Annotated in this window: 22 protein-coding genes and 3 pseudogenes; 13 read left to right on the top strand and 12 right to left on the bottom strand. The window is 62.6% G+C overall.

Annotated elements, in window-relative coordinates; translation table 11 throughout:
- Nucleotides 1-28: 28 nt before the first annotated feature.
- Nucleotides 29-247 (top strand): glycine zipper 2TM domain-containing protein, encoded by a 219-nt coding sequence (locus HWX55_RS32775; protein WP_244110368.1) that lies wholly within the window; start codon nucleotides 29-31, stop codon nucleotides 245-247.
- Between the two features lie 123 nt (nucleotides 248-370).
- Here the strand turns inward: HWX55_RS32775 and HWX55_RS32780 are convergent, their stop codons facing one another.
- Nucleotides 371-1471 carry a helix-turn-helix domain-containing protein gene (locus HWX55_RS32780; protein WP_244110367.1) on the bottom strand — a complete coding sequence of 367 codons (1101 nt, stop codon included), beginning with the start codon at nucleotides 1469-1471 and terminating at the stop codon, nucleotides 371-373.
- Between the two features lie 101 nt (nucleotides 1472-1572).
- Between HWX55_RS32780 and HWX55_RS32785 the strand changes: the two genes are divergently transcribed.
- Complete coding sequence (locus HWX55_RS32785; protein WP_175769744.1) at nucleotides 1573-1914, top strand: hypothetical protein; 342 nt, start codon at nucleotides 1573-1575, stop codon at nucleotides 1912-1914.
- A 189-nt stretch (nucleotides 1915-2103) separates the two neighbouring features.
- On the top strand, nucleotides 2104-2475 hold the full coding sequence (locus tag HWX55_RS32790; RefSeq protein WP_175769742.1) for a hypothetical protein: 372 nt from the start codon (nucleotides 2104-2106) through the stop codon (nucleotides 2473-2475).
- Between the two features lie 481 nt (nucleotides 2476-2956).
- Here HWX55_RS32790 and HWX55_RS32795 read toward each other — a convergent pair whose 3' ends face one another.
- Nucleotides 2957-3160: a hypothetical protein gene (locus HWX55_RS32795; RefSeq protein ID WP_244110365.1), complete on the bottom strand. Its 204-nt coding sequence runs from the start codon at nucleotides 3158-3160 to the stop codon at nucleotides 2957-2959.
- 245 nt (nucleotides 3161-3405) lie between these two features.
- Nucleotides 3406-4122: a Crp/Fnr family transcriptional regulator gene (locus HWX55_RS32800; RefSeq protein ID WP_175769739.1), complete on the bottom strand. Its 717-nt coding sequence runs from the start codon at nucleotides 4120-4122 to the stop codon at nucleotides 3406-3408.
- A gap of 424 nt (nucleotides 4123-4546) precedes the next feature.
- On the opposite strand from HWX55_RS32800, the gene HWX55_RS32805 reads away from it, so the two are divergent.
- A complete protein-coding gene (locus tag HWX55_RS32805) occupies nucleotides 4547-4765 on the top strand; it encodes a hypothetical protein (protein ID WP_175769737.1) in 219 nt (72 codons plus the stop codon).
- A gap of 39 nt (nucleotides 4766-4804) precedes the next feature.
- A pseudogene (locus HWX55_RS32810) lies at nucleotides 4805-4987 on the top strand (acyl-CoA desaturase); the annotation flags it as partial.
- A 64-nt stretch (nucleotides 4988-5051) separates the two neighbouring features.
- On the opposite strand, the gene HWX55_RS32815 reads toward HWX55_RS32810, so the two are convergent.
- The gene (locus HWX55_RS32815; RefSeq protein ID WP_175769735.1) at nucleotides 5052-5231 is read right to left on the bottom strand and encodes a hypothetical protein; all 180 of its coding nucleotides are present in this window, start codon (nucleotides 5229-5231) and stop codon (nucleotides 5052-5054) included.
- A 67-nt stretch (nucleotides 5232-5298) separates the two neighbouring features.
- Nucleotides 5299-5571, bottom strand: a complete 273-nt coding sequence (locus HWX55_RS32820; protein WP_175769733.1) for a hypothetical protein — start codon at nucleotides 5569-5571, stop codon at nucleotides 5299-5301.
- 133 nt (nucleotides 5572-5704) lie between these two features.
- On the opposite strand from HWX55_RS32820, the gene HWX55_RS36230 reads away from it, so the two are divergent.
- Nucleotides 5705-6028: a hypothetical protein gene (locus HWX55_RS36230; protein WP_244110364.1), complete on the top strand. Its 324-nt coding sequence runs from the start codon at nucleotides 5705-5707 to the stop codon at nucleotides 6026-6028.
- A gap of 58 nt (nucleotides 6029-6086) precedes the next feature.
- Nucleotides 6087-6434: pseudogene (locus HWX55_RS32830) on the top strand (hypothetical protein).
- Nucleotides 6435-6554: 120 nt separating this feature from the next.
- On the opposite strand, the gene HWX55_RS32835 reads toward HWX55_RS32830, so the two are convergent.
- A complete protein-coding gene (locus HWX55_RS32835; protein ID WP_244140693.1) occupies nucleotides 6555-6731 on the bottom strand; it encodes a CsbD family protein in 177 nt (58 codons plus the stop codon).
- A 582-nt stretch (nucleotides 6732-7313) separates the two neighbouring features.
- Here HWX55_RS32835 and HWX55_RS32840 point away from each other — a divergent pair.
- From HWX55_RS32840 to HWX55_RS36235, 3 genes and pseudogenes are all read left to right on the top strand, one after another.
- Nucleotides 7314-7460, top strand: a complete 147-nt coding sequence (locus HWX55_RS32840) for a DUF3096 domain-containing protein (protein WP_006413561.1) — start codon at nucleotides 7314-7316, stop codon at nucleotides 7458-7460.
- Nucleotides 7461-7669: 209 nt separating this feature from the next.
- Nucleotides 7670-7870, top strand: coding sequence for a hypothetical protein (locus HWX55_RS32845; protein ID WP_175769730.1), 201 nt, complete (start codon nucleotides 7670-7672; stop codon nucleotides 7868-7870).
- A gap of 96 nt (nucleotides 7871-7966) precedes the next feature.
- A pseudogene (locus HWX55_RS36235) lies at nucleotides 7967-8044 on the top strand (DUF3309 family protein); the annotation flags it as partial.
- Between the two features lie 127 nt (nucleotides 8045-8171).
- Here HWX55_RS36235 and HWX55_RS32855 read toward each other — a convergent pair.
- The gene (locus HWX55_RS32855) at nucleotides 8172-9461 is read right to left on the bottom strand and encodes a cation:proton antiporter (RefSeq protein ID WP_175769728.1); all 1290 of its coding nucleotides are present in this window, start codon (nucleotides 9459-9461) and stop codon (nucleotides 8172-8174) included.
- 296 nt (nucleotides 9462-9757) lie between these two features.
- On the opposite strand from HWX55_RS32855, the gene HWX55_RS32860 reads away from it, so the two are divergent.
- The gene (locus tag HWX55_RS32860; protein WP_175769726.1) at nucleotides 9758-9976 is read left to right on the top strand and encodes a hypothetical protein; all 219 of its coding nucleotides are present in this window, start codon (nucleotides 9758-9760) and stop codon (nucleotides 9974-9976) included.
- 148 nt (nucleotides 9977-10124) lie between these two features.
- Nucleotides 10125-11837: a phosphoglucomutase (alpha-D-glucose-1,6-bisphosphate-dependent) gene (gene pgm, locus HWX55_RS32865; protein WP_175978727.1), complete on the top strand. Its 1713-nt coding sequence runs from the start codon at nucleotides 10125-10127 to the stop codon at nucleotides 11835-11837.
- Between the two features lie 24 nt (nucleotides 11838-11861).
- Here pgm and tkt read toward each other — a convergent pair whose 3' ends face one another.
- The 4 genes from tkt to HWX55_RS32885 all read right to left on the bottom strand — a co-directional run bounded on the left by tkt (nucleotide 11862) and on the right by HWX55_RS32885 (nucleotide 15861).
- Nucleotides 11862-13937 carry a transketolase gene (tkt, locus tag HWX55_RS32870; protein ID WP_175769724.1) on the bottom strand — a complete coding sequence of 692 codons (2076 nt, stop codon included), beginning with the start codon at nucleotides 13935-13937 and terminating at the stop codon, nucleotides 11862-11864.
- 81 nt (nucleotides 13938-14018) lie between these two features.
- Nucleotides 14019-14798 carry a PRC-barrel domain-containing protein gene (locus tag HWX55_RS32875; RefSeq protein ID WP_175769722.1) on the bottom strand — a complete coding sequence of 260 codons (780 nt, stop codon included), beginning with the start codon at nucleotides 14796-14798 and terminating at the stop codon, nucleotides 14019-14021.
- Nucleotides 14799-15040: 242 nt separating this feature from the next.
- On the bottom strand, nucleotides 15041-15301 hold the full coding sequence (locus HWX55_RS32880) for a hypothetical protein (RefSeq protein ID WP_244110363.1): 261 nt from the start codon (nucleotides 15299-15301) through the stop codon (nucleotides 15041-15043).
- A gap of 80 nt (nucleotides 15302-15381) precedes the next feature.
- A complete protein-coding gene (locus tag HWX55_RS32885; protein WP_175769718.1) occupies nucleotides 15382-15861 on the bottom strand; it encodes a Spy/CpxP family protein refolding chaperone in 480 nt (159 codons plus the stop codon).
- Between the two features lie 211 nt (nucleotides 15862-16072).
- On the opposite strand from HWX55_RS32885, the gene HWX55_RS32890 reads away from it, so the two are divergent.
- A complete protein-coding gene (locus HWX55_RS32890) occupies nucleotides 16073-16342 on the top strand; it encodes a hypothetical protein (RefSeq protein WP_244140694.1) in 270 nt (89 codons plus the stop codon).
- Between the two features lie 25 nt (nucleotides 16343-16367).
- Here HWX55_RS32890 and HWX55_RS36240 read toward each other — a convergent pair whose 3' ends face one another.
- Nucleotides 16368-16655: a hypothetical protein gene (locus tag HWX55_RS36240; RefSeq protein ID WP_244140695.1), complete on the bottom strand. Its 288-nt coding sequence runs from the start codon at nucleotides 16653-16655 to the stop codon at nucleotides 16368-16370.
- Between the last annotated feature and the right edge of the window lie 962 nt (nucleotides 16656-17617).

The raw sequence follows: 17617 nt of genomic DNA on the forward strand, positions 1-17617 counted from the left end.
GGCGCCGCGGCGACCCGAGGAGATGATCATGAGAAAGCTACATTCCGTGGCGGTCGGGACGGCGATCGTCACCATGACGGCGATCGTACTGGCGGGTTGCGGCGATATGTCCCACCGTGGAACGGATACCGTGATCGGTGCCGGTGTCGGCGGCGTCGCCGGTGCGGTCCTGACGGGCGGCAGTGCGTTGGGCACCGTTGGCGGAGCGGCTGTCGGCGGGGTTGTCGGCAATCAGGTCGGGAAATAGGTCGGGCGTTTTCGGAAGACCCGGTACATGGGCAATTGGGACAGCATGGACATCGACTGGCTGAGAAACGCGTTCGGCAGGCATGCGTGTCATGTCGATGGCGGGACGCAGCCCAGGCAGTACCTACTTTTGCGACAGCAGCCGGTCGCTTTCCTTCTTGACTACCATGTAGCATTCGCACACGCGCCGCTCGAGGGCGCTGCGATCGACGACTTCAATCAATCCGCGCGAATAACGGATGATGCCTTCTTCCTGAAGCCGTTTTGCGGTTTCCGTCACGCTGGCTCTGCGCACGCCGAGCATGTCGGCAATCAGTTCCTGCGTCATCCGCACGTTGCGCGAATCCAGCCGGTCGAGGCTCAGCAGCAGCCAACGGCAGAATTGCTGCGCGATCGAGTGGTGGCGATTGCACACGGCCGTCTGCGCCATCTGGGTGATGAGCGCCTGCGTGTAGCGCAGAAACACGCGCTGCAATGCGCCGCCGCGCGCGAATTCCTCTTTCACGATCTGTCCGCTCAGGCGGAACGCTTCGCCCGCGCTCTGGACGATGGCCCGGTTCGGCATCGTTTCACCGCCCATGAACAGCGCGACGCCAAGCAGCCCGTCGCGTCCGACCACGGCAATCTCCGCGGACGAACCGTTTTCCATCACGTACAGCATCGAAATGATCGCGGTTGTCGGCAGATAGACGTGGCTCAGGTGATCGCCCGGTTCATACACCACATGCCCGAGTGGCAGCGCGACCCACGACAGATGGGGCTCGATGCGCTTGCGCTCGTCCACGGGCAATTCGCCAAGAAGATTGTTCGCTACTACGGACGAGTCGGCCGCGTCGTCCCGCTCGGCGGGCACGACGCCTGCTCCCGATCGGATTCGTTCGATGCGCGCAAGAAGCTTCGCATGCTGTGCGGCCTGTGTTTCCCGGTTTTTCTCGGGCAGCAAGCTCGACAGCGACGTACGCAACGTGTCGTGGCCCAGCGCATCGAGGATCTTGATCTTGGTCAGGATGCCGAGATCGCTTTTGCCGGTGCGCCATGCCGAGATTTGCGCGCGCGTCAGCCCCAGGCTGTCGGCCAGTTGCGCATCGCTGCCGAACTGTCCCTCGCGCTTCAGTTCGTCGAACAACTTGCCCCAATCAAATCGCATGGATCGATAGTTAAGTTTGGTGTCAAATTGATTTGACATCACGCGTGGCCGATGAAAGAATACGATGAGCGTTGGCATGTCAAATCCTAGAGACACTTATAGCATAGGCGCCTTCCGTCGTGAAACAGCGTCCGTGCTTCGGGCATTCACGCCGCGCTCGTGCGTTTCACGAGACCCGCATGAGTGATCGCTCGTCTTACATCCGTCTTCCTCCTTCGTTGTCCGACAGTGTCCTCGCCGTTGTGCCACCTTCCGTGGGCGATGACGAATTTGCCGCTCACCAGATCGAATTCATCCAGCGCGTTTTCAGTTATAGCGCTTATCTGCGCGAGCATGCGCGTGAGACGCCCGTCTCCGATTCCTTCCTCATTGCATTCGTCAGCCTGCTCGAGGCGATCGATGCAAATGCCCCCGAGGATGCTCGCCGATGCGCGCGGCAACTGCAGCAAATTCTCCGGATGCTCGTTGATGAGCCCGACGGCAGCCCACCTGAACCGGCTGCACCGCCCGCAATCTGTTGAGGGGCTATTCCACGCCGCGCGGCCGCGTGCTGCGCTCGGCTGCGAATCCCGGGCACGGTAGCGGACAGAAGAATTGTTCGCACGATACTAGACTGCTCAAGCACTCAGACGGATCGATCGGCATACCGATTGATGATGATTAAGCCATCCATCGAAGGGGGGCTAAGCGATTGCTGGGGGAGCGGCGACATGAATATCGAAGCACTGGCTGCCCGACTGGCGCAGACGTTCGGTCCGCAGAGTCTGGCCGGACTGGCGCTCGCCGAATTGAAGCGCTGCCGGGCGAATGGCGAGCGTGCGGCCCTCATTCTGGAAAAGGGCACATTTGCCGTTGTGCACGACAGACTCAATCCCGACGATTTGCCCACTACCGTCAGGAAGCCAGCATTCGATTGCAGGGATCGCGTGGATGACGGTAGCGGCAGACGCCTGCGATACCTCGCGCATTCGAACGGCTACGTCATCGTGCGCTGGACCGAGGGCACGTCTTTCGTTGTAAACGAACGGCACTGGCTTGTGATGAAGGTCTGCTCGCATCGCCATCGGATGTCGCCGGCGTGATCCCCGACCAGGCCGTGCTGCCGCTCGTCGCCACGAAAAGCCGAATCGTCACCGGCGCGAGCCTCGCGACGTTCGACGCGGAAATCGTGGCGGGGCTTTCAATCGAGACGTCCGACTGTGGAGGCCGCTTCCCCCGCATGCAGATCCCGTCCAGAATGACTCCGAGGTTCCCTATCGCATGATCGCCGTCGAATCGATGCGCCAGTGGCACAGCTTGATCCAGTGGTTCCAGGACAACCGGTTCGCGGATAAACTTTCCGGCCGTTGCTTTTTCAGAAACAAATTCGACGCCATCTTCCGAACCCGAACAGAACAGCGCGGGTCAAGGCCATTGCCGAATTCTTGATCCGCCTGTGCCAGCAGGCCTGATGCCGGAACGTCGGCGACGTAGCCTGCGGGACGCGCGCACGACAACGCGGAGCGCGAATGTCATGCTCCGCCTGTGTCGGGAGCAACGCTGTATCATTATCGCAGTGCGTGCTCAATTCGGCGGATAGGCCATGCCCCAGCGCTTTCTCGAATCGGCGATCCGTTGCTTCGCGGTCCGCAATCGTTCTTGCCAGGTCGGGCACGTATGCATCGGCACTTCGGGCGCGGCGGGCATACCGTCGTCCGTTGCGTTGTCCTGCTCGTATTTACGGCGTTGCTGCCCGACAGCGTCGTCTTTCTGCTTGCGGTCGTTCATCTGCCTGCTCCCGTGAATTCGCCTTGCGCGGGCGTATCGGCATCGACTACGCACGCGTGTCGAATACAGGATGACCGGGCCGGACGAAGAAGTCGGTACGATGCCGCGCAGTGTCGGCCAGCGCCGTTGCAGGCCGGGAGCCGTTGTCGAATTGCTTCGCCGTCTGATGGTATCGCCGGTTCTTGCGGCAGTCCTGAATCGGCGAAGTAGACACCCTCGGGACGTGCCGCGTTGCGGACGGATTCCTAGAGCCGCTTCAGGTCAGGAAGCAGGCGATCGAATTCGCGTTTGACCACGTTGTAGCATTCGCACACGCGCTTTTCGAGCCCGGGTCGGTCCAGCACCTCGATATGGCCGTAGTTGTAGCGGATGAGGCCAGCGTCCTGCAGCTTCAATGCCGCTTCCGTCACGCCCGACCTGCGCACGCCCAGCATGTTGGCGATCAGCTCCTGCGTCATGCGCAACTGGTTCGATGGCAGGCGGTCGAGGCTGAGCAGCAGCCAGCGACACAGCTGCTGATCGATCGAGTGATGACGGTTGCATACCGCAGTCTGCGCCATCTGCGTGATGAGCGCCTGCGTATAGCGCAACAACAGACGCTGCATCGCGTTGCCGCGCCGGAATTCTTCTTTCAGGACGCTCGCGTCGAGCCGGTAGGCCTGCCCAGCGCTTTGCACGACGGCGCGACTCGGCGTCGTTTCGCCACCCATGAACAGCGACACGCCGATCATGCCCTCATGCCCGACGATCGCGATTTCCGCAGACGAGCCGTCCTCCATCACGTACAGCAGCGACACGATCGACGTAGTCGGAAAATAGACGTGATGAAGCTGGCCACCCGATTCGTACAGCACTTTCCCGAGCGGCATGTCGATGATCGTCAGGTTTGGGATGATGCGTGCAAGCTCGTTCTCCGGCAGTGCGGCAAGCAGGTGATTTTCAGTGATGGGGGGGGCTGGCATGTGTGGCTCCTAGGCTCGCATCGGGCGCGATGGAGTTGTCTGGTCGATTCGGGCGTAGCGGGGGGAGCGGGATTCACTATCGTATCTCGTCGCTCGCAGCTCGACGGTACGGTAGCTGAAATCGGCCCGATTTCCTGACGAGCCAGGGACGGCCGTGATCGGTAAGGCTCAGGGAACTGTTCGCCGTGCGGTGTCGACCACAAGGAAGTCAGGTCAACGCCGGCTTTGGTGCTGGGCGCAGCGCAAGTGGCGCTTCCGTGAGATGGTCGATCGGCATCCGGGCCGGTACGTTAGCGAACGGACTTCGCGCGATTTACCCCCCTCATCGTGATTCGACGTCTCGAATTTCATCGGGACGTCAGCCCAGGGGTTTCCGCGCGCCGTTCCGGATCGGACAGCGCCGCGGCGACCCGAGGGGATCATCATGAGAAAGCTATATTCCGTGGCGGTCGGAACGGCGATCGTCACCATGACGACGATCGTACTGGCGGGTTGCGGGGACATGTCCCACCGCGGAACGGATACCGTGATCGGCGCTGGTGTCGGCGGCGGCGCCGGTGCGTTCCTGACAGGCGGCAGTGCGTTGGACACCGTGGGCGGCGCGGCCCTCGGCGGGGTTGTCGGCAATCAGGTCGGGAAATAGGAGGCCCGTCGAAGGGCAGGAAATCGGCACGCGCACGCGTCGTCACGGCGAAGCGTGCGCGGATATGTAGATATGTACGACGCGTTGCTCGAGCTATGGACGTGGTCATACGCGTCGCACGAGCAATTGCTGGCTCAGTTGCAGGATTGGTGCCTCTGCGCGGAGCAGATCGGCATCGACGCAATCGCCGAATTCTCGATACACCTGCGCCGGTATGGGTGATACCGGCCCGCCCGCGACCTGCGGTGCGGGACCGGTATGCCACGGCGCGTGGCGCATCCGTCGCTCATCTCGCCCGATTGTCGGGGCGCAAATAACGCCACTTGCTCGCATTGGAGTTGATGTCGGCATCCTGACGGATGCGCTTCTCGGCGCGTTCGACGTCGGCACGCGCGAGATCGTCCCGCTGCTTTTGCCGGGTCGCGTCATCGCGCCGGTCGATCGAGGTACCTGAGTGATATTTCATGGATCGCTCCTAAGTGAGATGTGCTCGCGTCGCGAGACGCCACATCGAGTCGGATGCGGCGGATGGATCAGATCGCCGCAGGGGCGATTCTGCCGTCCACGATGTCCTTGCCGAATTGCATCGCCAGATCGAGGGCGAGCGCCGCCGTTTGCGGAGCGCCATGCTCGAAAATGGTCGAGTAACGCGGCACCGTTGCCGAGGTCGACGGAATCGTGTCGATGCGTACGATTGAACCGAAGCGTTTCGGACCGGGGGCGTGGGGATCGCCGAACGGCGGGAAAAGCAATTGTGAATAGACGCGGAGTTCACGGCCGCGATATTCGAGAGTGGGAATGGTCATGATGTGCTCCTGACAGAGCAACCGTTGGCGCCGAAGGATTCGAGGGCGCCGATGCCTCGACAACGAACCGGCAGGTCTCTGTAGTGTGTGCGTTCGAAACCGATTACGCAATAAAAATATCGGATACCGAATCATGTTGCCGATTCAGGTTGATCATCGGGCGTCAGCGCGGTGCCGGAAAACCTGCGTCCAAATAGTCGATACCGTACAGACCAGCGCCTGTTGTCCGGATCAACATGAAGTCAATACCGAGGGGGCCGCCATGTGCATCCCACTTTCACCCGAGGTCGTCGAGACCCTCAGATCGCTTGATCGGATTCCCGATTCACAAGCCGATATTCCACGCGTCATAGCCGATGAACTGTTGACTCACGGGCTTGCATACGAGTCTCGCAGCGGCGGTTCGATCAACATGACCGCCGCAGGCCGGCTGTGGCTGAATCGGTGCGCCGATTAGCGCGCACGCGTCGACCGGGGTTGTCCTGTACAACGATCCATGAACCCACGAGGCAATGATGAACATCCAATCTACACGATGGTTTACGCTGGACCAATATGCACCTGTGCGCGACGGACGGTATGAGGTTCGACTGGTGAGTTGAGACACGGCGTTTGCGAAGTTCGGCGACGGCGAATGGACGGAAAAGCCGATGCTCACCTTCACGCGCTGGCGAGGCTTGTGTTCCGATCCGGCCAAGTCGAGCGACCAGGAGACGCTTGCAGTGGAGGCGACCGCAGATGCGACCGCGGCGAAAGGTGTCCGGGACGCGTGGGACGCGTTCTTTCCCGGCGTGGGAGACGCACAGCACAAGTCGCCTGCCGACGTGCACAGCGACCACCCTCGACGCATTGCGGTATCGTGAAGGTCGGTCGGGAGGCGAATTCACCGGATGTTGCCTGCACGCGCCGTCAACATCCGGTGAATTCGCGTCACGTTGCCCGATCGCGCGGCGCGATAGAACCGAACCGTTCGCGTGAGCATCCTACGGCCGCTTCCTGAGTTGCTCTTTCGCGTCACCGAATGACGCTTGCGTCTTTCCAACGACGTGTTCGATCTTGCTCTGCATCCTGGTCGATCGATTTCCCATGATTCTGCCGACCATTTCCTTCAGTTTGCCCTTCGCTTCCGCGATGCGGCCTCTCATCTGATCCCTGTTCATCATCTTGCTCCTTGACATGGATCGCCTGTTTCACCGGTACGAAATCCTGAACCATCGAAGCGTCGTACCGGTGCTTTGGCGCGCGACAATCAGGATACCGGAATACAGGTTGAGCGCATTCGTGACGGAAGTCGGTACGATGCCGTACGTGAACCGGCACCGCCACGCGAGCAGGTGCATGCGGGCGGCTCTCGGGTCGAACGCTGCGAAGGGCGGTTGTCTGTTTTTGCATGCTTGGTACGCTTTCGTACCGCATTCGCGTTCGCCAGTGTGTAGCGTCGGGGATATCCACGCACAGCCTGAGGCGAATCATGCAGCGACGAACACTTACATGAGGTACGCCGGGATCGCGTCTTGGCATCCGCGTCGTGATGCAGGGATGCACGACGACCGGCACATCCGACGCGAGCGGCCGCCAGATCGACGCATGCAACATCGCCGTCGCCGGCGTCGGCTCGCTCCTTGCGGGCTCTTGCACGACCGCCAAGAGCCCGCGTGTCACCCGGCTCAGGTCGCTGTAACGAGCATCGGAGGCAGCACGGGTTCGTATCCATCTGTCGTTTTCAATCTTGCGGAGGGCATATGCACATCCTCACAAGCGCGGGCCCACTGGTTTCGCTGATCGCTGGCATTCTGATTCTCGTCGTGCCACGGTTGTTGAATTACATCGTTGCGATCTACCTGATCGTCATCGGGTTGCTCGGTTTGTTCGGAGGGCATCTCCACTGAACCGGGCCCCGCTACCCGAAAAGAGCAAGTGACGAACCTCGCAGGCGGTACCCGCGACCGTCGGCTCGTCGGTGTTGACAGGTCGATCGATCGCGCGGTGCCGTGCGTCCGGTACGTTGCCGGACAGACTCCACGCCCGCGTCCGCCTACCTTGATATCGCAAGAGTCGATACACGTTCCGAACCGGCTGCATCGCGCACGAGCCCTGCGTGAAGAAGCAGGACGACTTTCGTCCGGGGAACTCCGGCATTCGAGATGCGGAACCGCGAATTTCGACGCGACCGGCGACGAACGGCGCGTGCACGCGTCGACGTGGAATCGCACGGGAGCGTATCGACGGAAACATCGGTTCGATTGCATTCGGCGAGGCCATCGATGCGGACGCATCGCGGCATGACCGACCGGACTGATTGAGGAGAGACGACATGTCACTGAGACTGCTTCTACTGATCCTTGTCGTGCTGCTGATGGTCAGGGTGATCCCGACCTAGCGCTACGGCAACGGCTGGGGTTATGGTCCAATCGGATTGCTGGGCCTGGTATTGGTCGTGTTACTCATTCTGATGTTGCTGGGCAGGCTGTGACGCTGGACATCATCGGCGCTTCAAATTCATAGTCGGACTGTCGCCCGGCACCTTGAGTGTCGGGTGTGGCATCGCGCCAAACCGTTCGACCCGCCCACGCATCGCGTCACTACGCCCGTCCCGGGTCTCACGCGTATCGACGCATCAGCGGCGCGGCTGAAATGCCGTGCAGCACGATCGACATGGCGATGATGGCCAGTACCCACGGAACCAGCGGCAACAGTTGCGCACGCGGCCCTTGCTCGATGGCCAGCATCAAGTAATACAGGGAACCCACGCCGCGAATGCCGAACCAGCTGATCAGCCGGCGCTGGTGGTGCGACGCCCGGGAGCCGATCAGCGCGAGCTGGATGGCGGCCGGCCGGATGACGAACAGCAGTGTCGCGACAACGGCCGCGACAGTCCAGGTGAGCATGTCGAGCCAATACCGTGAGACGAGCGCGCCGATCAGCAGGATTAGGACGGCTTCGACGATGTGTTCCAGCTCGATCGTGAATCCCATGACCGATTCTGCGACGAAGGCATGAGCTTTGTCGGGATCGGTGGCGGTGGCCTCGACATCCTCGCTGTTCACGACACCGACCGTCTCCTTAGACGTCTTCTGGCCGCTCGTTCGATGTTCGACGCGCCGCATCGCGACGCCCGCCGCGAACACGGCCAGGAACCCGTAGCCATGAATGGCGAGCGCCACACCGTACGACAGCATGATCAGGCCGAGCGCGAAGAACCCTTCGAGTCCGAGCGCCTGGCCGTGACGGCTGCGCAGGAATGCGACGAGCCGGGCCGTGACGAAGCCGAGCAGCCAGCCTGTGCCCGCACCGGACGCGATACCCCATGCAATGCCGCCGACCATGCTCCAGTGAAGCGCCGATGTCGTGCCGAAACCGCACAAAAGCATGCCGAGTACCGCGCACGGGTAGGCCGTGCCGTCGTTGATCCCGCCTTCGGCGGACAACGAAAAACGCACCAGCTCGACGTCACCCGCGTCGCGCACGCCGACGTCATGAGCGAGCACGGGGTCGGTCGGCGCGATCATCGCGCCCAGCAGTACCGCGACGCCGAGACTGAAATTCAGCACCAATACGCCGAGCGCGGCGATCGACGCGACGGTGAAGATCATCGCGACGACGCCGAGCCGCAGCGGCAGCATCCAGCGGGGATCGGCGGGCTGGACACGCAGCCTTAGGCCAATCGCGAACAGCGAGATCAGCAAGCCGATCTCGGCAGTGACGCGCAAGGTCGTGACGTCGTCCGGCAATTTCAGCGACAGGAAGCCGGTGCCGGCCGGTCCGACCAGAAAGCCGATCCCAAGATACACCATGGCCGCACTCAGCGGCAGGCGCTTGAGCGACGATCCGATGAGTCCCATGAAAATCAGCAGGGCTCCGAAGATGAGGCATCCGATCGTTTCGGTCACTTTGCATACCTCGCATGGATCACGTTGCGCTCGCCGCGTGTCGGCCGCAGGTCGCCATGCGGCGTCGTGGAGGTGGTTCGCGGCACGCACGGTATCGGCTCCGGGCGCCCCACGTTCGCAGCGCGCCGCGCCGGCGTCTGTCCGATGGCGGACAAATGGGCGGGCGCCTGCATTGCGGCCGTCGCGCCGGGAAGTTGCCCGATGCATACGCGCATGCGATGTACGGTAGCGGGCAGAGCGGCGCCGTGCTTCGTCATAGACTATTCGCCGTTCCTCACGACAACCGGAGCATTGCCATGGCCCACACAGCAATCGAGGCAGACCTACGTTCACTCGAACGACTCATTGCACGCGTCGCGCCTGGTGAGCCTGCGCCATGGGCACTGTGGCGAATTCGACTGGAATCGATTCTGGAACACGGCAGTCTGACGCCATCTGAACGCATGCATTTCGTCAGCATCATCGCCCTTATTCTCATGCTCGAGCGCCGAGAGGGCAAGCCGGCCACGGCTTGAGCATGGCGGGTGGCGGAATGGGCGGCGCTTCGCGCGTCGCGCGTTCGGTTGGTTGTGGAAGGTCCCGGCGCCCGCCGTCCGCCACGCGCATGCCGGCAGTCACGGCCCGTGCGCTAACGAGAATGCGACAGTGCCCTATACAGGAAGCATGTTGAAACCCACGACATCCGTCCCGTCCACCGCGACACCGGTCAGTCCGCTGGCAGGCCGGCTCGCGCCCTACGCGCTGTGGATCGACGTGCCCCGCCTCGTGACCGCGTACTACACCGATATGCCGGACCCGGCCGTCCCGGCGCAACGCGTGACGTTCGGCACGTCGGGGCATCGGGGTTCCGCGTTGACCCGCAGCTTCAACGAGTGGCACGTCCTCGCGATCACGCAGGCGATCGTCCGGTATCGACGTTCGCACGGCACCCACGGTCCGGTGTTCGTCGGCATCGATACACATGCGCTTTCCGAGCCGGCGCGGGCGAGCGTGCTCGAAGTGCTGGCGGCCAATGGCGTCGAGGTCATGCTGGCGCCGCCAGGCGAATACACGCCTACGCCAGCCGTTTCGCACGCGATCCTGAAGTACAACCGCGGACGCCATGCCGGATTCGCCGACGGCATCGTGGTGACGCCGTCGCACAATCCGCCGGACAACGGCGGCATCAAGTACAACCAGGTGACCGGCGGCCCGGCCGGGGAGGCCGTCACCCGATGGATCGAAACGGCGGCGAACGATCTGCTCGAAGCGCGGCTTGCGGGGGTGAGCCGCGTGTCGTTGTCGACAGCATCGCATGCCGCCACGACGCACCGGTACGACTTTCTCGCGACGTATGTCGACGACCTGGCCAGCGTCATCGAAATGGACATCCTGCGCGGCGCGCCAATCCGGCTCGGCGTCGATCCGCTCGGCGGCGCCGGCGTACATTACTGGCGTGCGATTGCCGAGCGTTACCGCCTGAATCTCGCGATCGTCAGCGAGCAAGTCGATCCGACTTTTCGCTTCATGAGCGTCGACTGGGATGGTCGGATCCGTATGGATCCGTCGTCGCCGTACGCGATGCAGAGCCTGATCGCGCGGAAAGACCAATTCGACGTCGCGTTCGCGTGCGATACCGACCACGACCGGCACGGGATCGTCACGCGCAGCGACGGCCTGCTGCCGCCCAATCACTATCTCGCGGTGCTCGTCGACTACCTGTATGCGCATCGGCCGAAGTGGCCTGGGCGCGCGGCGGTCGGCAAGTCGATCGTCTGCAGCGGGATGATCGATCGTGTCGCCCGCGCACACGATCGCGCAATCTACGAAGTGCCCGTCGGCTTCAAGTGGTTCGTTGGCGGATTGCTCGACGGCACGCTGGGGTTCGCCGGCGAGGAGAGTGCGGGGGCCACGTGCCTGCAGCTCGACGGGCAACCCTGGACGACCGACAAGGACGGCATCGTTCCCGCGTTGCTGTCAGCCGAAATCACGATCCGAACCGGCCGCGATCCGGCGGAGCTTTACCGCGACCTGGCGCACCGCTTCGGCGCGCCCGCCGAACGGAGGGTACAGGCCGCAGCGACACCTGAGCAGCGCGCGCTGCTGGCGCGGCTAACGCCGCGTCAGTTCACGCACACCGAGCTGGCGGGAGAAGCGATCGCCCGGATACTCGATCGGGCGCCGGGCAATCGGGCCGCGATCGACGGCATCAAGGTAATGACGGAACACGGTTGGTTCGTTGCGCGGCCATCGGGTACCGAGAATCTCTACCGAATTTATGCGGAAAGCTTCAACGGGGAGGATCACGTGGCGCGCATCGTGTCCGATGCGCAGTCGATGATCGACGCGGTGCTCCAAGCCGGTACGCCCCATGACGGCGGCGGCCCGGGCGCCTGATACGCGCACTGGGCCGCCCATGGATCACGCGAGCAGCTTCAGCGCGCGGTCGCAGACGTTCTCGACCGTGAAACCGAAATCTCGCATCAGCTCGGCGCCCGGCGCCGACGCGCCGAAGCCCGCGATGCCGAGTACGTCGCCACGATCGCCGACATAGCGGTGCCAGCCTTGCGATACACCCGCTTCGATCGCCAGCCGCGCGCCGACCGATTTCGGCAGCACGGCGTCCTGATACGACTGGGGCTGCGCGTCGAACAATCTCCAGCAGGGCAGCGACACCACCCGAACCGCCACGCCGCGCGCGAGCAACCCGGCGTGCGCTGCCAGCGCGAGCCCGACTTCCGAGCCTGTCGCGATCAGGATCAGCGCGGGGCGGCCGTCGGGGGCATCGGCCAGCACGTAGCCGCCGCGTCGCAAGCCCTCTGCCGGCGCGAACCGGAGACGATCGATGGTGGGCACGTCCTGGCGGGTCAGGATCAGCGCGGTCGGCCGTTCTCGCGCTTCGAGCGCCACGCGCCACGCGACGGCCGTTTCGTTGGCATCGGCCGGTCGAATCACCAGCAGGCCAGGGACCGCGCGCAGGCCGGCAAGCTGTTCCATCGGCTGATGCGTCGCACCGTCCTCGCCGACGGCCAGGCTGTCGTGCGTGAACACGTAGATCACCTGCAGACGCATCAAAGCGGCGAGCCGAATCGGCGGACGCATGTAATCGGAAAAGATCAGGAAGGTCGCGCCGAACGGCAGGATGCCGCCGTGGGCCGCCAGGCCGTTCAGGATCGCGCCCATTGCATGCTCGCGCACGCCGAAATGCAGATTGCGGCCGCTGCGGCTCCAGCCGCCGCCGTCGGAACCTTGCCGGTCGAGCGCGTTCATGCCGGCGGCCTCGAAATCGCCGTGCCCGGTCAGCGCGGTGAAGGTGGAGGGATTCAGATCGGCGGAGCCGCCGATGAGCGACGGGACGCGGGGGGCGAGGGCGTTCAGCACCTTGCCGGAAGCGACCCGCGTCGCCATGCCTTTCGGATCGGCCGGAAAGACCGGGATATCGCGGTCCCAACTGTCGGGCAGCGCGCCGCGCACCGAGCTCAGCAGCATCTCCGCCAGCTCGGGAAACGCGCGCGCATAGGCTGCGAACAAGGTGTTCCAGTGCGCTTCCCGTATTTGCCCCTCCGCCAGCGCCCGGCGAAAATGCGCGAGCGCCGGTGCGGGGATATGAAACGCGGGATCGGGCGGCCAGCCGAGGTTGTGCTTGGTCAGGCGCACCTCGGCATTGCCGAGCGGCGATCCGTGAGCCTGGTAGGTGTCTTGCCGGTTGGGCGAGCCGTAGCCGAGATGTGTGCGCACGAGGATCAACGACGGACGCCGCTGCTCGGCACGTGCGGCGAGCAGCGCCGCGTCGATGGCGGCCAGGTCGTTGCCGTCGTCGACCGTTTCCGTATGCCAGCCGTAGGCGTCGAACCGTTGCGCGCGATCTTCGGTGAAGGTGATCGCGGTGCCGGCGGATAGCGTGACGCGATTGTCGTCGTACAGGCAGATCAGCTTGCCGAGCCGGAGATGGCCGGCAAGCGATGCGGCTTCCGCCGCGACGCCTTCCATCAGGTCGCCGTCGCTGACGAGTGCATAGGTGTGGTGATCCACGATCTCGAAGCCGGGACGGTTGTAGCACGCGGCGAGCCGCGTTTCCGCCATCGCCATGCCGACGGCGTTGGCGAGGCCCTGGCCGAGCGGGCCGGTGGTCGTCTCGACGCCCGGCGTGAGGCCACGCTCCGGATGGCCGGGCGTGAGGCTGCCCGATTGCCGGAAGCGGACGATCTGATCGAGCGGCAGGTCGTAACCGGTGAGGTGAAGCAGGCTGTACAGCAGCATCGAACCATGTCCGGCCGACAGGATGAAGCGATCGCGATCGAGCCACGCCGGATTGGCGGGGTGATGCTTGAGATGGCGCATCCATAGCGCATAGGCCATCGGTGCGGCGCCGAGCGGCAAGCCCGGATGTCCGCTCGCTGCTTTCTGCACGGCATCGATCGACAGGAAGCGCAGCGTATTGATGCAGAGCGCATCGAGTGCCGAACCTTCGGTTGGCGGGAAATCGGTTGAGGTCATGCAGCTGCTCCCTGGTGTCCTGTCACGCGATATCCCGCATGGAAGGGTGGTTGCGTTGGCTACCCGTTGCGCGGGTCAGCGTTATCGGTCTCCGTGCCAATAGCCGTGCTTGCCGTAGAACTCGTGCAGCTCGATCTCGTAGCTGCGATGAACGAGCTGCGAGTCGTCGTATGGCGGGCTCTGTCGGATCGCGTCGCGCGTGAGCGTGGTCGATACCGTTTCCGTGGGCCAGTCCACCTGGTCGAGCCAGTGAGTCGCGATCAGCACTTCCTTGCCGGTCGACCACCAGCTCGACGTGTCGATTGCCAGATAGCGGATCACCCAGGCTTCATCGTCGTAAATGAAGTCAGACACGTGACCGATATGTCCGTCCTTGGCTTCGAGCCGATATCCGTCGACCTCGCCGGTGCTGCGCAGATGCGTATCCGCCGCTGTGCCGGCCGGCGCGGTGTGCGGGAGAAGCGGATCGCCCGCGTCGGCGTCCTGCGACGGCCCGGCGGGATCGAAAGCAGGGTATGCGCCCATCCCCCAAAGGTTCGGGCCGCCCCAGTAAGTCGGGTAGTTGTAGTAACGCAGGTACTCGATCTCGTGCTGGCGCGATACCGGCTTGTGCGTGTCCAGATTCGGGCTGTCTCTCACCTGCTGTTGCGACAGACTGACATATAGCGTGCGGAATTCGGGATGTGTTACGGAATATGGCGAGATTAGAACCTGCCTGTCGTGCAGCCAGTCGCCCGTCTCGACGACGAGGTAGCGAATACACCAGTTGTCATCGTCGAAGTAGGCCTGGTGGATGTGCCCGATATCGCCGTCCTTCGCTCGAACCGTATCTCCGTGCAACCTTCGAATGCTTCGCAACATGATGTCCTCGTCAGAGCGATGCCTGCCGAGCGCGTCCCCTCGGGTGGCCGGCATGATTGAAACGCTACACGCGACGAATGCCCGATGCGGTACGAAACTGTACAAAGCATGCACGGCCGCGAACCGCCCCTCCCGGCACATCGCAACACATCCTCTCGATCATCATCAGGACCACCAATCAGTGAAAATCGCCACGCCCACGTGCCGCCGGGCGTACCCGTCCGCCGGACTGGATTCGTGCGTCAACGCAGCCGCAGGGGGATGAACAGCGAGACGCCGGGCGCCGGTGCCGGCGCGTAAACCATAGGAGGCGCGGCATAAACGTCATCCTCGGCATCGTAATAGTCGTCGACTCCATGCCGGTGATGGTCGTAGTGGCGAGCGCCGTGATGCGTCACGCGCGCGTGATTACCCTGGTCCCAGCCGCGATTCATTCTCTCCGCATGCAACTGCGGTGCAATGACAAGGCAGCCGAACGCAACGATCAGGCCGACGAGTCGCATGCCCGATCTCGACGCCCTCGTGTTTCGATGTGCGTGTCCGATAGAAACGTCCATCATGTTCTCCTGGGTACGATCCGGAACTATTGTTTCTTGATCAGGTGGTGACCGTTGCCACGGAAAATCGCGTCCGCGTTCTGCTTTTGCGTATCGGGCATGCTGTCGTACAGCGGCTGAAATGCCGTGGTCAGCTTTTTGACGCCGTCGGCATGCACGTCGGCGACTTCGCCGTAGGAATGAAGATCGTCCATCGCACTCATGTCGTTCGCGTGATCGCTACGGATCTTCCTGAGCGATTCCATCGCGTTCGCGTTATCGCGCATGACCTGCGAGACCGGCTGCCACCGGGATTCCTGGGCAGGCGTGATGCCAAGACGCTGGTGCAGGCTGTTGATGCGCCCGTCGACCGACTTTTGAGCCGCCACGGTCATGACGTGGGGTTCCGGTGCAGAGCCGGCGGCATTCGAGAGTGGGGCGAATACGGCTGAGCCGAGGGCGACCGTCGCCGCCACAGCGAACGCGCCGGCAATCTGTCGGGGGAGGGCGAGAAGAGCGAGTTTCATGGCGGATCCTGATGAAAAATTGGGAAGGAGTCGACGTCTCGCGACTCATCCGGTCGGCGGCGAACTCGGCCCGGTAGCCCAGCTATACGCGGGGGTGCGGGCTCAGTCTGTCCGATGCCGAACGGTTTGCCGGTGTGCATGGCCGTTTCGCGATGCCTTGCGCTGTGTGGCAGATCGCGCTCGCACCGGGCGGAATATTCCGATCGGGCCTATGCTGCCACGTGGCCGGAGGCGTTTCACGCTGGTGGGCCAGCTGAATCCGGCGCGGCCCGATCCGACCATCAGCTTCATGGAGGCGGTTATGCGCAGCAGATATCGAGAGCAACATACCAACGGCGGTAAGAGCGAACGCAATGTCGACGAGGCGGTGGAGGGGACATTCCCCGCCAGCGATCCGCCGTCGATCGGCGGTGTCACAAGGATGATCTTCCGCCCGGCCCATCGAAAGCATCGGAAGTCGTCGCACATCAAGCACCGCTAGCGCAGGCTCAGCCACTGCAATGCTTTCATAAGTCGACGACTGAAGCTCCGCTCACTTTCCCGTCGACGATGTCCTTACCTTGTTGCCGTGCTGCGCGCCTCGCTACTCCAAAGTCGGAGAATGTGTGGGGCTGGTTCAGCCGGAAAACACGACTTCCGGGGGAGCTTGCCATAGAGGCCGGACGACATATGCGCACCGCAATGTCATACCCTTCGGCGTAACGGGAATGCCTGTCAAAGCGAATGAACGTACGGGAGAAGACAAGGGGATGAAGTTCGTACCCCTTGTAGAGAAGAATCGGATATGTCTGCATGTTGAGTACTCCACAAGGGGAGGCCCACTATACACGGAACCGGTAGCACCGGGTGACGCAGATTTTTCGAATTGTTTCGTCCGAAGCTGTCTGCATGCGCATCTCGATTCTGGGTCTACAAGCAGATTGCGGCCCACACATTACAACGGCTATCAGCCAGCGAATCCGGCACACGTATGGTTCAGACAGGTGACAGCTTTTCCCTCCGCGTTCATCGCCTCGACCATAATCACGCAAGATGCGTCGGAGTCCACTCCTTTGAGCAGAAGGATTGGCAGCGTTCACCCCTCTCGCGGCGCGCAACGCTCGACATCTGGAGCGCTCATGACCGTAAGCCGAAGCTACGCAACAACATCTCGACGTCATGCGGCGCCATCGCACTTGCCCCTCGCTGCAGCTGAAATAAAACGGTTATCTGTCCGACGATGCGCGTATGATGGTTTCATCTGAGCCGCATGTGCAGTTCGATGGCTCCTCCGTCCAGCTTGGACCGCGCCCCCCGGCTTGCGCCCGGTATTTTCCATCTCTTCAACCTGCGGCACCGTACGGCATACATCTGTCGGAATCAGCTCCTGCACTGCCGGTTCAAGCGAACCATAGTGTTCTCGGTAGGCATCAATTCAAGTTGCAAATCTCGATCAAAAGGGAGCGAACATGAGCTGGTACTGCGATGTGGAACGCGAGTTGGTACATATAAGGCGAGCGATCGGACTCCTTGAACAAGCGCAGCACGCCTTCATCAACAAATCTTCTGTTAGCGATCCTTTGTATTGGAGAGTCAAGCTCAACAAACTCAGGAAGCAATGCAATCGAAACAAGGTCCTCGAGTTCCAAGTGGACGAGCTCTTAGCAGGCTGTTGAAAAGCGCCTCGTTCCGACGATCGGGGCACTGTTTAAAAGGGTTTCGTATGCGATTGGCCGCTGAGTTGCTGACGAATCGTGCCGGATGCCCCGCTTGCGAG

This window comes from Burkholderia sp. BCC1047 (genome assembly GCF_902833155.1).
Taxonomy (GTDB): Bacteria; Pseudomonadota; Gammaproteobacteria; order Burkholderiales; family Burkholderiaceae; genus Burkholderia; species Burkholderia sola.